At 65.1% G+C, this 13,342-nt stretch carries 14 protein-coding genes; 5 read left to right on the forward strand and 9 right to left on the reverse strand.

The window, feature by feature from the left end; translation table 11 throughout:
* Positions 1–154 precede the first annotated feature (154 nt).
* From IGS55_RS16030 to IGS55_RS16050, 5 genes are all read right to left on the reverse strand, one after another.
* Positions 155–694: a GNAT family N-acetyltransferase gene (locus IGS55_RS16030; RefSeq protein ID WP_128142508.1), complete on the reverse strand. Its 540-nt coding sequence runs from the start codon at positions 692–694 to the stop codon at positions 155–157.
* A 75-nt stretch (positions 695–769) separates the two neighbouring features.
* Positions 770–2,644: a signal peptide peptidase SppA gene (gene sppA / locus IGS55_RS16035; protein ID WP_230518003.1), complete on the reverse strand. Its 1,875-nt coding sequence runs from the start codon at positions 2,642–2,644 to the stop codon at positions 770–772.
* 63 nt (positions 2,645–2,707) lie between these two features.
* Positions 2,708–4,186: a sodium:solute symporter gene (locus IGS55_RS16040; protein ID WP_230518002.1), complete on the reverse strand. Its 1,479-nt coding sequence runs from the start codon at positions 4,184–4,186 to the stop codon at positions 2,708–2,710.
* Between the two features lie 68 nt (positions 4,187–4,254).
* The gene (locus tag IGS55_RS16045; RefSeq protein ID WP_230518001.1) at positions 4,255–5,472 is read right to left on the reverse strand and encodes a YeeE/YedE family protein; all 1,218 of its coding nucleotides are present in this window, start codon (positions 5,470–5,472) and stop codon (positions 4,255–4,257) included.
* 86 nt (positions 5,473–5,558) lie between these two features.
* A complete protein-coding gene (locus tag IGS55_RS16050; RefSeq protein WP_230518000.1) occupies positions 5,559–6,770 on the reverse strand; it encodes an MFS transporter in 1,212 nt (403 codons plus the stop codon).
* A 144-nt stretch (positions 6,771–6,914) separates the two neighbouring features.
* On the opposite strand from IGS55_RS16050, the gene IGS55_RS16055 reads away from it, so the two are divergent.
* Positions 6,915–7,151, forward strand: a complete 237-nt coding sequence (locus IGS55_RS16055; RefSeq protein WP_034749909.1) for a DUF3820 family protein — start codon at positions 6,915–6,917, stop codon at positions 7,149–7,151.
* 24 nt (positions 7,152–7,175) lie between these two features.
* Here IGS55_RS16055 and IGS55_RS16060 read toward each other — a convergent pair whose 3' ends face one another.
* On the reverse strand, positions 7,176–7,559 hold the full coding sequence (locus IGS55_RS16060; RefSeq protein WP_230517999.1) for a glutaredoxin domain-containing protein: 384 nt from the start codon (positions 7,557–7,559) through the stop codon (positions 7,176–7,178).
* Between the two features lie 105 nt (positions 7,560–7,664).
* On the opposite strand from IGS55_RS16060, the gene IGS55_RS16065 reads away from it, so the two are divergent.
* Positions 7,665–8,207, forward strand: coding sequence for a hypothetical protein (locus IGS55_RS16065; protein ID WP_230517998.1), 543 nt, complete (start codon positions 7,665–7,667; stop codon positions 8,205–8,207).
* Positions 8,208–8,220: 13 nt separating this feature from the next.
* Here the strand turns inward: IGS55_RS16065 and IGS55_RS16070 are convergent, their stop codons facing one another.
* Together IGS55_RS16070 and IGS55_RS16075 are read right to left on the reverse strand one after the other, a co-directional pair.
* The gene (locus tag IGS55_RS16070) at positions 8,221–9,042 is read right to left on the reverse strand and encodes an APH(3') family aminoglycoside O-phosphotransferase (protein WP_230517997.1); all 822 of its coding nucleotides are present in this window, start codon (positions 9,040–9,042) and stop codon (positions 8,221–8,223) included.
* A 10-nt stretch (positions 9,043–9,052) separates the two neighbouring features.
* Complete coding sequence (locus IGS55_RS16075; RefSeq protein WP_230517996.1) at positions 9,053–9,541, reverse strand: Lrp/AsnC family transcriptional regulator; 489 nt, start codon at positions 9,539–9,541, stop codon at positions 9,053–9,055.
* A 77-nt stretch (positions 9,542–9,618) separates the two neighbouring features.
* On the opposite strand from IGS55_RS16075, the gene IGS55_RS16080 reads away from it, so the two are divergent.
* Positions 9,619–10,509 carry an EamA family transporter gene (locus tag IGS55_RS16080; RefSeq protein ID WP_230517995.1) on the forward strand — a complete coding sequence of 297 codons (891 nt, stop codon included), beginning with the start codon at positions 9,619–9,621 and terminating at the stop codon, positions 10,507–10,509.
* Positions 10,510–10,512: 3 nt separating this feature from the next.
* Here IGS55_RS16080 and IGS55_RS16085 read toward each other — a convergent pair whose 3' ends face one another.
* A complete protein-coding gene (locus IGS55_RS16085; RefSeq protein ID WP_230517994.1) occupies positions 10,513–11,736 on the reverse strand; it encodes an MFS transporter in 1,224 nt (407 codons plus the stop codon).
* A 97-nt stretch (positions 11,737–11,833) separates the two neighbouring features.
* On the opposite strand from IGS55_RS16085, the gene IGS55_RS16090 reads away from it, so the two are divergent.
* Together IGS55_RS16090 and IGS55_RS16095 are read left to right on the forward strand one after the other, a co-directional pair.
* Positions 11,834–12,742, forward strand: a complete 909-nt coding sequence (locus tag IGS55_RS16090) for a LysR family transcriptional regulator (RefSeq protein WP_230517993.1) — start codon at positions 11,834–11,836, stop codon at positions 12,740–12,742.
* A 64-nt stretch (positions 12,743–12,806) separates the two neighbouring features.
* Entirely contained in the window at positions 12,807–13,340 is a 534-nt protein-coding gene (locus tag IGS55_RS16095; RefSeq protein WP_230517992.1) for a DUF4256 domain-containing protein, read from the forward strand.
* Positions 13,341–13,342 lie beyond the last annotated feature (2 nt).

The raw sequence follows: 13,342 nt of genomic DNA on the forward strand, positions 1-13,342 counted from the left end.
ATCAGGCTTGCGGGGCGCCGCGCCCCCGCGAGCACGTGGCGCGGGCGACTCGCATGCAGATACAAACTCGCTACAAATCTCCGGCCAGCCGGCTTGACCTGGCGCCACGCGGGTGCTCGGGCGGCGACAGGCGGCGGCAATTCTTTACGTGGATTTACAAGGTCATGCCGAGGATGACGTCCTGGTAGTCGGTGCGGCCCACGCGGAAGGTGCGCCGGCCCAGTTGCGCAAAGCCGCAGCGCGCATAGAACGCCAGCGCATCGTGGTTTTCCGCGTACACGCCCAGCAGCACGCGCCCCGCCCCGCTGGCGCGCGCCTGCTCCACGGCCGCGTGCATCAAACGCTGGCCCACGCGCTGGCCCTGGAAGCGGTGCAGCAGGTAGATGCGCTTGATTTCCAGGTCGTTCGGGCGCGGGTCGGCCACCGGCAGGCCGGCGGGACTGAGCACCAGGTAGCCGACGGGCGCGCCGCCCGGCGTGGCCTCGGCCAGCCACAGCCGCATGGCCGGCAGCGCCAGCCAGTCGCGGTACAGCTGCACGTCGTGCTGGCGCTGGCAATGGGCGATGACGTCGGCGCCATCGAGGATGCCGGCGAATGCTTCAAGAAAAGTGGCCTGCCCCACCAGCGCCAGCGCGTGTTCGTCGCCCTTGGCGCATGGACGGATGGTGATCGTGTTGTCGGTGTCTGCATTCATATCGCTTGGCATATTCGGCTCCTCAAGGAAAACAAGCCGGGCGAAGCCGGCTTGGGTAGGTTGTTTATGCTGGTGTTACTTTCCGCCCAAGGGCACCTCGCACAGGCAGTGCGTGAGAGCCATGAACGGTTTATGTTCGCGCGTGATGCCCGACAGCCAGGAGAGGTCCTGCGCCATGCCCAGCGCCGCGTCGGCCGGCAAGCCGGTCGTGGCCAGGCCCAGCTTCACGTGCTCGCCCAGCCCCAGCGAAGCCATGGCCTTGGAGCCGAACATGCCGATCAAACGGTCCACGTTCGACGTTTCCTGCTCCAGGTAGGTCACGCGGTAGTCGGTGCCCAGCTTGGCGCGCTTGGCGGCCGACGCCAGCGCATCGCCATAGCTGCCGATGCGGTCGACCAGGTTGCGCTCTTTCGCCTGCAAGCCCGTCCAGACGCGTCCCTGCGCCACCTCATTGATTTTCTCGGGCGTCGTCTTGCGCGCCTTGGCGGCCAGGTTCAGGAAGTCGCCATACACGTGGTTGATCGAACCCTGGATCACTTGCGCAAAGCGGGGATCGAGCGGGCGCAATGGGTTGCCCGCGTCGGCCAGCCACGTGGTCGGCGAACCGGCCGTGTGGATGCCCAGCTTTTCCACCACCTTGTCGGCCGTCGGCAGAATCGCGAACACGCCGATGGAACCGGTGATGGTGGCCGCGTCGGCGATCACCTCATCGGCCGAAGTGCTGATCCAGTAGCCGCCCGAAGCGGCCACGTTGCCCATCGAGACGACCACCGGCTTGCCGGCGGCGCGCGTCAGTTCCAGTTCGCGGCGGATCAGTTCCGAGCCGAAGGCGCTGCCGCCCGGCGAATCGACGCGCAGCACGACGGCCTTGATCGATTTGTCTTCGCGTGCCTGGCGGATCAGGCGCGAGGTGGACAGGCCGCCGATGGCGCCCGGTGGCGCGATGCCGTCGCCGATTTCGCCCGAAGCGATGACCACGCCGACGGCGTCGCCGACATGCACGGGGCGCAAGCGCGCCAGGTAATCGGTGTAGTTCACCTGGCGGAAGTTCGTGCCTTCCGTGTTCTTCGCGCCGCGCGCCATCATGAACTGGCGCAGTTCATCACGTGTTTTCAGGCCGTCGACCAGCTTGGCGTCCAGCGACAGCTTGGCAATGTCGCCACCGGCGGCCGTCATCAGCGCGGGCAGCGCATCGATCGATTGCATGATGGCGCCGGCCGGCAGCTTGCGCGCCTTTTCCACGTCCGTCGTGTAGGTGGTCCACAGGCCGTTGTTCAGGTAACGGTCCGCTTCGGCCGCCGCTTCGGACGGGCCGTTGGCGATGAAAGGCTCGGCCGCGCTTTTATACGTGCCCACTTTCAGCAGGTTGACCGTCACGCCCACCTTGTCGAGCGCGTCGCGGTAGTAATTGCGGTAGCGGCCAAAGCCTTCCAGCATGACGCCGCCCATCGGGTGCAGGAACACCTCGTCGGCCTTGGCCGCCACCAGGTACTGGCGCTGATTGTAGCTCGAACCCCAGGCCGTGACTTTCTTGCCCGTGGCGCGGAAGCGTTCCACGCCGGCCGCCACTTCGCGCAGCGAAGCGAGGCCGCCGCCCTGCAATTCGTCGAGCAGGATCACCATCGAGCCGATGTCCTTGTCCTTGGAAGCCGTGTCGAGCACGGCCAGTACGTCGCGCAGCTGCACGCTTTTCTTGACTTCGCCGCTGACATTGGCCAGCACGGCTTCGCGCACGCCGCCCGGGGTTTCCTCGACCAGCGGGCCTTGCAAGTCCAGCACCAGGGTGGTCTTTTCCGCCAGGGGCTTGGCGCCGCCGCCGAAGATGGCGATCAGGATGGCGATGACGATCAGCAGGAAGATCAGATTGATGACCGCGCGGCGGGTGGCGTCGAGCGCGCGCCAGAATGCGCCGAAACCGCGGCGCAGCGGCGGGAAGGGGTTGAGTGACATTGATGCTCCGTGAGGTTGTGTACCTAAAGGAAATCAATATAACTGAAAACGGGCTGAATCGTCTTATTTTGACAAGTGTGCCGCGCCGTTGATGGCCTGCCCTGGCGGCGTCGAAATGAGGAACAGGCCGCCCAGCACCAGGGCGCCATTCAGGATCAGCAATTCCAGGCCGATACGGTAATGCTCGAACAGCAGCGCCTGCTCCCGCTCGATCAGCGCGCACAGCAGCGGACCCGCCACGGCCACCAGCGGCACCCAGCGGTCGCGCACGCCGCGCCGGCTCAGCAAGCCGAAGGCGAACAGGCCCAGCAGCGGACCATAGGTATAACTGGCCAGCTTGAGGATCACGCCGATCATGCTGGGATCGTCAAACCACTTGAAGGCCATGATCAGGATCAGGAACAGCGCGGCAAACCCCAGGTGGACACGGCGGCGCCAGCGCATCTGCGCGGCCGGATTCAAGTCCGCCCGCCGCTGCACGCCCAAGATGTCGATGCAAAAGGTGGACGTGAGCGCCGTCAGCGCCCCGTCCACGCTGGGAAACAGCGCGGAAATGAGGGCGATGAAGAAAATCAGCTGCACGACGGCCGGGAAATGCCCGAGCACGACGGCGGGGAACAATTTGTCGCCCGTGGCCGTCACGCCGGCCAGCGGCGCATACAGGTGCAGCAAGCCGCCGAGGAACAGGAACAGCAGCAGCACGCCCGTCAGCACCACGGTCAGGCTGAGCATATTCTTTTGCGAGTCGCGCAAGGTCCGCACGGAGATATTCTTTTGCATCATTTCCTGGTCCATGCCCGTCATCGCGATGGTAATGAACATGCCGGCCACGATGTGCTTCCAGACATAGGCGGGGCTGTCCGGGTCGACGGTGAAGATGCGCGTGAGGCCTTGCGCGCGCATGCGCTCGAGGCTGTCGATGAGGGACAGGTCCATTTCGCGCAGCAGGAATACGCTGCAGATGACGAGGCCGGCCAGCATGCACGCCGTTTGCAGGGTATCGGTCCAGACGATGGTTTTCACGCCGCCCTCGTACGTGTAGAGCAGGATCAGCAGCAGCACGGCGCAGGACGTCAGCCAGAACGGCACGCCCAGGCTGTCGAGGATGGTCGCTTGCAGGATATTGACCACCAGATACAGCCGCGCCGTGGCGCCCAGCAGCCGCGACACGATGAAAAACGCCGCCCCGCTCTGGTAGGAGCGCCGTCCCAGGCGCAATTCCAGGTAGCGGTAGATGGACGTGAGCTGCAGCCGGTAGTACAGCGGCAGCAGAATGAAGGTGATGGCCAGGTAGCCGAGCACATAGCCGATCATCAGCTGGATGTAGCCGAAACCGTTGCTGCCCACGGCGCCGGGCACGCTGATGAAGGTCACGCCCGTGAGTGTCGTGCCCACCATGCCGAAGGCCACCAGCATCCAGTTGCTGTCCTTGTTGCCGATGAAAAAACTGTCATTGGTGGCATGGCGCGAGGTGCGCCACGCCACGCCCAGCAGGATCAAAAAATACGCGAGGACGACGGCAAACAGGATGGCTGGGGACATGGGCGATACGCTGGCGGCAAGGTGAACAGGGGCAGAAATATACAGCAAAGCCCCTGTCTACGCCGGCGTCAGCAGCCGGTCGGCTTGACTTTCTCCACTTCCAGGCCGAACCACGGGCGCAAACGCGTGCCGATGACGTTGCCCAGAAAAGCGCAGACCAGCCACAGCCAGCCGTGCAGGCTGCCCGAGACGATGCCGCTGAAGTAAGCGCCGATATTGCAGCCGTAGGCCAGGCGCGCGCCGTAGCCGAGCAGCAAGCCGCCGACGATGGCGGCGATCACCGAGCGGCGCGGGATGCGCCACACGGGCGCGTAGCGGCCGGCCAGCGCGGCTGCCAGCATGGCGCCCAGCACGATGCCGATGTCCATCACGGACGTCTTGTCTTGCGTCAGCGGCGCGGCCAGCGCAGCCGCGTTGGCCTTGGTCGACCAGTAGGCCCAGCTGGCCGTGTCGATGCCGACCACGGACGCGGCCTTCGCACCCCACAGGGCAAACGCGGACGTCACGCCCCACGGCCGGCCCGACAGCGCCAGGGTGGCGAAGTTCAGCACGACGAGAGCGACGGCGCCCGCCACCAGCGGCCACGGGCCATGCAGCCAGGGCGATGCCTGTGCCGGGCGCAGGGGCGTGGCGACGAGCTTGCCATGGCGGCGCTTTTCAACGAAGACCGTGATGCCGGCGATCAGCGCGAAGACGATCCAGTTCAGCGCCAGCGCCGGTACCAGACCCAGGGTCGTGACAATGGAAATGGGCTGGAGCTGTGGCAGCGCCGTCCAGAATGGCATGTGCGCCGTGCCGATCACGGAGCCGACGATGAAGGCGGCCAGGGTGATGAGCATGCGCGTGCTGCCCCCGCCCACCGTGTACAGGGTGCCGGATGCGCAGCCGCCGCCCAGCTGCATGCCGATGCCGAAGATAAAGGCGCCGAAGATGACGGAGGTGCCGGCCGGAGAAACGAGGCCCGCGACGGGCGTGCCGAACAGGGTACCGGCCGACAGCGCGGGGAAGAACAGCGCCACGCCGACGGCCAGCATCAGCATTTGCGCGCGCAAGCCGTCACCGCGCCCATCGGCAATGAAGACGCGCCAGGCGGAAGTAAAGCCGAAGGCCGCGTGATACAGGGTGACGCCGAGCAAGGCGCCCACCACGTACAGCGCGGACAGTGTGGCGCCGACGGTTTGCGCCAAATACCACGCGCCGAGCACGATAAGCACAAGCGCGACGCCCAGCGGTTTGGGATTGATGGCGGCGCGCAGGCGCAGCGGTGACATTGCTGTATCGGACATGGGGAATATGGGCCAGAAGAAGGTAAGCCCTATTCTCGCCCGTTTTGGTGTTTTCTGCCAGAAACTTACTGGCAGATCGGGCGAGCCTAGTGCCCCACCGCATGGATCGACTGTGCACCGCCGGCACGCACGGAAATCGGGTGCAAGCGATCCATCCGGCCGCTCAAGGCTGTCAAGCCGAAGGCACCGAGCACGACGAGCGCGCCGATCCAGCCCGTGTGCACGAGGCCCAGGTGTTCGACGATCAGGCCGCCTCCCCAGGCGCCGCCGGCGATACCGAGGTTGAAAGCGGCGATGTTCAGGCCCGACGCCACGTCCACGGCGCGGGGCGTGAAGTGCTCCGCTTGCTGCACGACGTACACTTGCAAACCGGCCACGTTACCGAAGGCGACGGCGCCCCACAGCAGCACGGTGATAACGACCAGCACCGGATGCGGCGCCGTGAAGGTCAGCAGCACCAAAACAAACGCCAGCAGCAAAAAGATCAGTTTCAGGGCGCGCACTGGGCCGCGCTTGTCGGCCAGCTTGCCGCCCCAGATATTGCCGAACGCCACGGACACGCCATACACGAGCATCACCGCGCCCACGGCGCCGGCGCTGAAACCCGACACTTGCTGCAGGATCGGCGCCAGATAGGTAAAGGCGATGAAGGAGCCGCCATAGCCGACGGCCGTCATCGCATACACGAGCAGCAGGCGCGGCTGGGCCAGCACCTGCACCTGCTGCAGCAGGGACGCCGGTTTGCTGTGGGCGATGGTCGACGGCACGTACAGCAGGCTGCCGATGAACGCCACCAGGCCCAGGGCCGAGACGGCGAGGAAGGTTTCGCGCCAGCCGAAATGCTGGCCGATGAAGGTGCCCAGCGGCACGCCCGTCACGAGGGCCACGGTCAAGCCCGTAAACATGATGGCAATCGCGCTGGCCGCCTTGTCTTTCGGCACCAATGACGTGGCGATGGTCGAGCCGATCGAGAAGAACACGCCATGCGCCAGCCCCGTCAGGATGCGGGCGACAACGAGGGTTTCATAGCCCGGTGATTTCCACGCCAGCAAGTTACCCAGGGTGAACAAGACCATCAGCGACAACAGCAAGGTCTTGCGCGGGATCTTGCCCGTCAGGGCCGTCAGCACGGGCGCGCCGACGGCGACGCCCAGCGCATACAGGCTGACCAGCAGGCCGGCCGACGGCAGGTTGACGCCCAGGTCGGCGGCGATGGTGGGCAACAGCCCCACGATGACAAACTCGGTGGTTCCGATGGCAAATGCGCTGAGGGTCAGCGCGAGCAAGGCAATGGGCATGGCAAACTCCGATAAATGATGTTGGCATGCAGTATCGGGGTTTTCTGTGTGCCGAAAAATACCTCCATGAGAAGAAGATACTTGCGCTCAAATCAACAATTCCATGCTCTGCTACACTGGCAGCATCAACACGGGGTCACCACCATGAATTCAGAAAAACTGGCGCTGCTGGTCACGCGCGAAATGCCATATGGGAAATATCAGGGACGGCTGCTGGCCGACTTGCCGGGGCACTACCTGGGCTGGTTCGCGCGCGAAGGCTTTCCCTCGGGCGAACTGGGCAGTTTAATCGCGCTGATGTACGAGCTCGACCACAACGACTTAAGAAGCTTGCTCGACCCGCTGCGCACGCGCAAGTCGCCGTGGCGGCCGGGCGAGTAAAGAGAGTAGTAAGTAAGGCGGATCTTAAAACTCGCGCACCTTCTTTGCCAGCATGGCGCTGAACTCGCCATTTTCCACGAGTTTTTGCAGCTCGCTGGCACCGCCGATGAGCATGCCGTTGACAAAGACCATGGGGAACGTGGGCCAGCCCGTCCACATTTTCAGGGCATTGCGGCGGTGCCACTGGTTCAAATAGCTGCCGTACTGCAAGTACTGGTAGGGCGTGCCCAGCACGTCGAGGATCTTGCGCGCCTTGCGCGGAAACGGATTGAGCGCCATGCCGACGACGACCACCTGGTGCGCGGCGATGGCCGCCTGCACCTCGCGCACGATGTCCTTGTGCTTGCTGCCGATCAAGGGGCGGGCGGCGGAATGGATCTGGGTTTGGTCAAGGATGGCGCGGGTCATGAAAGTCCTGGGGGCAGTGGCACGTGGCGTGCGGATCACGCATTGTGCCACGCACACAGGCTGGCGTGGGCTACACTGCGCCACTCCGCCCCTTCATTTGAATATATGCAAGAACTCACTCTCATGCCGGCATGCCGCACCCGCCGCCTGATCGGCTCGCTTTTTCTCGCCGCCTGCTCCTTCAGCGCCTTGGCCGCCGCCGATCCCGGGCTTGAAAACGGCCTGCTCCACGCGCTGCACCTGAAAAAGGGCACGACGGACAGGGTGGGCACCTCGGGCAAGGCCATCGCCGCCTACATGCGCGAAGGCTACATCGGCAAGCGCCCCGAGCAGCGCTTCGACTACACCGATTACTACCTGCTGAAGAAACCGGCCAGCTTCATGGGGCATGAACTGGTGCTCATCGAAGAGGAATACATCACGCAATACATAGGCTGCTGCGTCAGCCCCGGCGCTGGCGTGACGGTGAAGGTGCGCGGCAACACGCAGAACCTGCAAGCGTTCGCCAGCGCCCAGCGCTGCACCTTGACCGACCCTGTCGATATGCAACATGTATTGAGCGAGGTTGCCATCAAGGCCAGGCTGCCCCAAGGCCATTACGCGTCCTTGAGCTGCCGCGAACGCGATGCCGAGCGCGAAGAGCCTTGATGGCTGGCAGCCTTCAAAACAGCTCGTCGAGCAGCAAATGGAATTCCAGCTTGCCTTGATCGATATCAAGGAGCCCATATTGCTCAACAAACCTTTGCTGTAGCTCGGGATCCAACTCACCGAGAGCACGCCAGACGATGGCCAGATCCTGATAACGGTCGGCAATGCCCGCCCGTCCCACGTCGAGGCAGCCGACGACCTGTTCTTCGTGTAGGAGGATATTTTCCAGCGAGAAGTCGCCATGCGTGACGACGAGGTCGGGCGCGACGGGCTGGCAATCCTGCAGCGCCGCCCACACTTGCTCCGCCGTCCAGCCTTGGCGCGCGATATCGAAATCATCGGTGTCGACCAGGCCCGCATCGATACGCCGGCGCGCCTGGGCCAGCCGAACGGCAGGGCCGGCGTCGAACGGACAGGCGGCCACCGGCAGCACATGCAGGCGGCGCAGGAAGGCCGCCAGCGCGTCGGCCACGACGGGGCCAATCTCGGGATTGGCTTCCAGTAATTCGTGCGCCGTCTTGCCCGGCAGCGCCGCCGTCAGCAGCCATGCCTGCTGCGGGTCTGCCGCCTGGGCAAACTGGAGCACCGCCGGCACGGGCAGGTACGGCGCCAGCCAGCGCAGGCGCGCCAGTTCATCGGCGAGCTCGGCGGCGGCAACACCCTTGGCATGCTTCAAAAACAGGTCCGGCGCGCCGCCCCTGCCCTGCAGCCGGTAGACGGCGGCGTCCGACTCGCCGGCGCTGTCGCGCACCCATCGATAGCCGGCCACGGCGGCGCGCAGGCTGGCGGGCATGGCTGCCGTCACGGCCGCTTGCTTCTTGTTGGAGATCGTCATCTGTCCGATCCTATGCCAGCGGCACGTGCAAGCCCATCTTGAGGCAAGTCAGTGCCACCGACGTGCGGTAGCGCCGGATATTGTCGTCGCCGCCGAACAGGCGTTCCGTCAGCGCCTCGTATTCGGCCATGCTGCTGGCGGTAATGATCAGCAGGTAATCGGCCTCGCCCGTAATCCCGTAGCACTGCTGGATGGCAGGCTCGGCCATGATGCGCGCGCGCATGCCGGCCGTGCGCTGCGGATGCTCGTCGTGCAGATGCACTTCCACCGTCAGGATCAGGGGGCGGCCCACGCGGCTCGCGTCGAGCACGGCCACTTCGTTGCGGATCACGCCGCTCTCGCGCAGGCGGCGGATGCGCCGCTGCACGGCCGGTGCCGACAAGTGCACGGCCTGGGCGATTTCGCGCTGCGAAGTCGTGTTATCGCGCTGCAAAATGTCGAGGATGGCCAGGTCGAACGCGTCGAGCGTGAGGGAGGGTGTGAGCGAAAGTTGCGTCATGAAGGTCAAAATGCAGTGCAAAACTCGGAGCAGACACAATAAACTTTCGCTATTCCGATATCAAGCCTTTTATCACCATGCCATTACGCCGCTATGCCTCCTTCATTCCCTTGCTGGCCATCCTCGGTTCCGTCACCGCGCTGGGACTGGGCACCTCGTGGGCCAAGCACAGCCTGTTCCCGCTCGTCGGCGCGCAAGGCACGACGGCCGTGCGCGTGGGCTTTTCCGCCCTGCTGCTGTTGCTGTTCTGGCGCCCGTGGCGCTGGCAGCTGAGCCGCGCCGACCTGCGCACGGTGGCCCTGTACGGCGCCGCGCTGGGCTTGACCAACCTGTGTTTCTACATGGCCTTGCGCACGATCCCGTTCGGCATCGCCGTGGCCATCGAGTTTTCCGGCCCGCTGGCCGTGGCGCTGCTGGCCTCGCGCCGCCCGCTCGACTTCGTCTGGGTGGCCCTGGCCGTGGCGGGACTGGCGCTGCTGCTGCCGCTCGGCCACGACGTCAGCAACCTCGATCCCACGGGCGTGCTGTTCGCCCTGGGCGCCGCCGTCTGCTGGGCCTCGTACATCGTCTTCGGAAAGCGCGCCAGCCATTTGCATGCGGGCCATTCCGTCTCGCTGGGCCTGGCCATGGCCGCGCTGGTGGTCGTGCCCGTGGGCATGATGCACAGCGGCGCCGCCCTGCTCTCGCCTGTCGTCTTGGCCGTAGGGCTGGGCGTGGCCCTCATTTCCAGCGCGATACCGATCTCGCTGGAAATGGTGGCCCTGAAGCGGCTGACGCCGCAAGCGTTCGGCATCATGAGCAGCATGGAACCGGCCGTGGCCGCCATGCTCGCATACATCCTGCTCGACGAGCGCCTGGGTGCCGGGCAATGGCTGGCGATTGCCATGATCATGGCCGCATCGATGGGCAGTTCGTACATGGCGCAGCGCCAGAGACGCGCTGCGCCGGGCGCCGCCGTGCATACCTGAACCTCAGTGCGCGGCCGCACCCGCCGCATGGGCGGCCAGGTTGCGGCGCGCCAGCCAGGCCAGCGGCAGCAAGGCGAGCAATGCCGCCGCCACACCGGCCCACGGCGACGACGCCATCATGTGGCGCGAGACCATCAGCGCACCGAGCATCGAGCCGAAGGAAATACCGAGGTTAAACGCGGAAATGTTCAGGCCCGAGGCGAAATCGACGGCGTGCGGCGTGTAGCGCTCGGCCGTGGCCAGCATGCCGGCCTGCAAGGCGGGCGAGAGGCCGAAGGCGGACACGCCCCAGACGAACAGCATCACCGTCATCATCCACTGCGAGCTGATGCCGAGCGCCACGCCCACTTGCGTGACGGCCAGCAACAGCAGCATCAATCGCAAGGCCATTTGCCAGCCCAGGTGGCTGGTCAGGTAGCCGCCCGCCAGGTTGCCGGCAAAGGTAGCGACGCCGAACACGATCAGCAGGGCGCTGGCCATGGTGGCGGAAAAACCCGTCACGTCCGTCAGGATGGGCGTGATAAACGTGAACGCGGCAAAGCTGCTGCCGAAACCGAACGTCGTCACGGCCATCATGGTGATAATGGGACCGCTGCCCAGGGCCGCCAGCTGCGTCATGGCCTTGCCGCCCTTGCCTTGCGCTAAACCGGCCGGCAGCCAGCGCGCCATGGCGCCCAGGCCCAGCGCGGCCAAGACCACCACGGCGAAGAAGGGCAGGCGCCAGCCCATCAGGTTGCCGAGGAAGCTGCCGAACGGCACGCCGATCACCATGGCCAGGGTCAAGCCCGCGAACATCACGGAAATCGCCCTGCCCGCCTGCGCCTTGGCTACCAGGCTGGCGGCCACGGTGGCGCCGATGGCAAAGTAGGTGCCGTGCGCCACGGCCGTGATGACCCGTCCCAGCAACAACAGTTCGAACGTGTGGGAGAAGGCGGCCAGCAGGTTACCGGCCAGGAACACGCTCATCAGCCACAGCAGGGCCGCTTTGCGCGGCAGGCGCGACATCAAGAGCACCAGCAGCGGCGTGCCGATGGCCAGCGCCAGCGCATACAAGCTAACCAGCGAGCCGGCCGATTCGATGGAAATCCGCAAATCTTTCGCGATGGCGGGCAGGATGCCGACGACGATGAATTCGGTGACGCCGATGGCAAAGGCGCCGACGGCCAGCGCCAGCACGCCGGGCGGCATCTTGCTGGCATGAGGGGAAACAGGGCTTGCGGTGGTCATGGCATTCTCCGGCTGAGTTCAAGCCGCTCAGTGTATCGATGCAAACGCTTTTGATATAGACTCCGATAATGGAAACACCTGTGAAATGGATTCAATAATGGCCAGGCAAGACATCAACCGCGCGTTCGAGATGGCCGTCTTCGTCGCCGTGGTGGAAACGGGGGCGTTTTCCGCCGCCGCGCGCCGCCTGGCCTTGACGCCGTCGGCCGTCAGCAAGCTCGTCAATCGCCTGGAAGCGCGGCTCGGCGCGCGTTTGCTCCAGCGCAGCACGCGCCAGCTGCACACGACGCCCGAGGGCGACGCCTTCTTCGTGCAGTGCAAGCGCATCCTCGACGACATCGACGGCGCCGAGCGCGAAGCATCGCAGGGCGCGGCGCCGCGCGGGCGCTTGCGCATCAACTGTTTCGTGCCGTTCGGCGTGCGCCATCTGCTGCCCATCCTGCCCGAGTTCGCGCAGCGCTATCCCGACATCGTGCTCGACGTCGTCGTCAGCGACGCCATCGTCGACTTGCTGGAAGACCGCACCGACATCGCCATCCGCACGGGCAAGTTGAAGGAATCGAACCTGGTGGCGCGCAAGCTGGGCGAAGACGCGATGGTCGTCGTGGCCTCGCCCGCCTACGCGGCGCGGCACGGCTTGCCGCGCACGCCGCAGGACTTATCCACGCACAATCTGCTGGCCTTCAACTTCCGCTGCCAGAACGAAACCTGGCCCTTCCTCGATGGCGCGGGCGGAACGATGCAAGCGGCGCCGCAGGGCAATACCTGCGTCAGCGATGGCGAAAGCATGCGCCAGCTGGTGCTGGCCGGCATGGGACTGGGACGCTTTTCACGCCAGCACGTTCTGCGCGACATCGAGCGGGGCGATTTGATCCCCGTGCTGCAGGACTACAATCCGGGCGACAAGGAACTCGTGCACGCCGTCTTCGTGGGACCGGGCCTGCAAGTGCCGGCCAGGGTGCGCGTGATGCTCGATTATCTGTTGGAAAAAGTGCAGCTGGGGTGAGCGCCGCCGACGCACATCGCGTCTTATAATCGGCCGTATCATTGAACTTCCAGGGAGCCGCGCCATGCACGATGACTTGATCCACACCTTGCAAAACCGCTTCAGCAAGCACATGCACCGCCATCCGGGATGGACGTGGGACAAGGTACTGGCGCGGCTGGATGCCGCTCCCGCCAGCCTGGCGGTCTTGCAGCAAATGGAAGACACGGGCGGCGAACCGGACGTCATCGGGCACGCCGGCGATACGGACACCGTCACGTTTTGCGATTGTTCGGCAGAAAGCCCGATCGGCCGGCGCAGCCTGTGTTTCGATGCTGATGCCCTGGCCGCGCGCAAGGCCAACAAGCCGGCCGGCAGTGCCATGGCCAGGGCGCAAACGATGGGTATCGCCTTGCTGACGGAAACGCAGTACCGCCAGTTGCAGGAGCTGGAACCGTTGGACCGGAAAACCTCGAGCTGGATCGCGACGCCGGACAGCATCCGTGCGCTGGGCGGCGCCCTGTTTTGCGACCGCCGCTATGATCAGGTCTTCGTCTATCACAATGGCGCCGACTCGTATTATGCGAGCCGGGGTTTCCGTGGCTTGCTGCGCGTCTGATC

This window comes from Janthinobacterium sp. EB271-G4-3-2 (assembly GCF_020858035.1).
GTDB lineage: Bacteria > Pseudomonadota > Gammaproteobacteria > Burkholderiales > Burkholderiaceae_D > Janthinobacterium > Janthinobacterium aestuarii.

Excerpts from the sequence above, each read along its gene's own strand:
- IGS55_RS16055 (WP_034749909.1), top strand. The coding sequence starts at position 6,915 with ATGAATTCAGAAAAACTGGCGCTGCTGGTCACGCGCGAAATGCCATAT.
- IGS55_RS16060 (WP_230517999.1), bottom strand. The coding sequence starts at position 7,559 with ATGACCCGCGCCATCCTTGACCAAACCCAGATCCATTCCGCCGCCCGC.
- IGS55_RS16040 (WP_230518002.1), bottom strand. The coding sequence starts at position 4,186 with ATGTCCCCAGCCATCCTGTTTGCCGTCGTCCTCGCGTATTTTTTGATC.
- IGS55_RS16090 (WP_230517993.1), top strand. The coding sequence starts at position 11,834 with ATGGCCAGGCAAGACATCAACCGCGCGTTCGAGATGGCCGTCTTCGTC.
- sppA (WP_230518003.1), bottom strand. The coding sequence starts at position 2,644 with ATGTCACTCAACCCCTTCCCGCCGCTGCGCCGCGGTTTCGGCGCATTC.
- IGS55_RS16080 (WP_230517995.1), top strand. The coding sequence starts at position 9,619 with ATGCCATTACGCCGCTATGCCTCCTTCATTCCCTTGCTGGCCATCCTC.
- IGS55_RS16050 (WP_230518000.1), bottom strand. The coding sequence starts at position 6,770 with ATGCCCATTGCCTTGCTCGCGCTGACCCTCAGCGCATTTGCCATCGGA.
- IGS55_RS16070 (WP_230517997.1), bottom strand. The coding sequence starts at position 9,042 with ATGACGATCTCCAACAAGAAGCAAGCGGCCGTGACGGCAGCCATGCCC.
- IGS55_RS16065 (WP_230517998.1), top strand. The coding sequence starts at position 7,665 with ATGCAAGAACTCACTCTCATGCCGGCATGCCGCACCCGCCGCCTGATC.
- IGS55_RS16075 (WP_230517996.1), bottom strand. The coding sequence starts at position 9,541 with ATGACGCAACTTTCGCTCACACCCTCCCTCACGCTCGACGCGTTCGAC.
- IGS55_RS16030 (WP_128142508.1), bottom strand. The coding sequence starts at position 694 with ATGAATGCAGACACCGACAACACGATCACCATCCGTCCATGCGCCAAG.
- IGS55_RS16085 (WP_230517994.1), bottom strand. The coding sequence starts at position 11,736 with ATGACCACCGCAAGCCCTGTTTCCCCTCATGCCAGCAAGATGCCGCCC.
- IGS55_RS16045 (WP_230518001.1), bottom strand. The coding sequence starts at position 5,472 with ATGTCCGATACAGCAATGTCACCGCTGCGCCTGCGCGCCGCCATCAAT.
- IGS55_RS16095 (WP_230517992.1), top strand. The coding sequence starts at position 12,807 with ATGCACGATGACTTGATCCACACCTTGCAAAACCGCTTCAGCAAGCAC.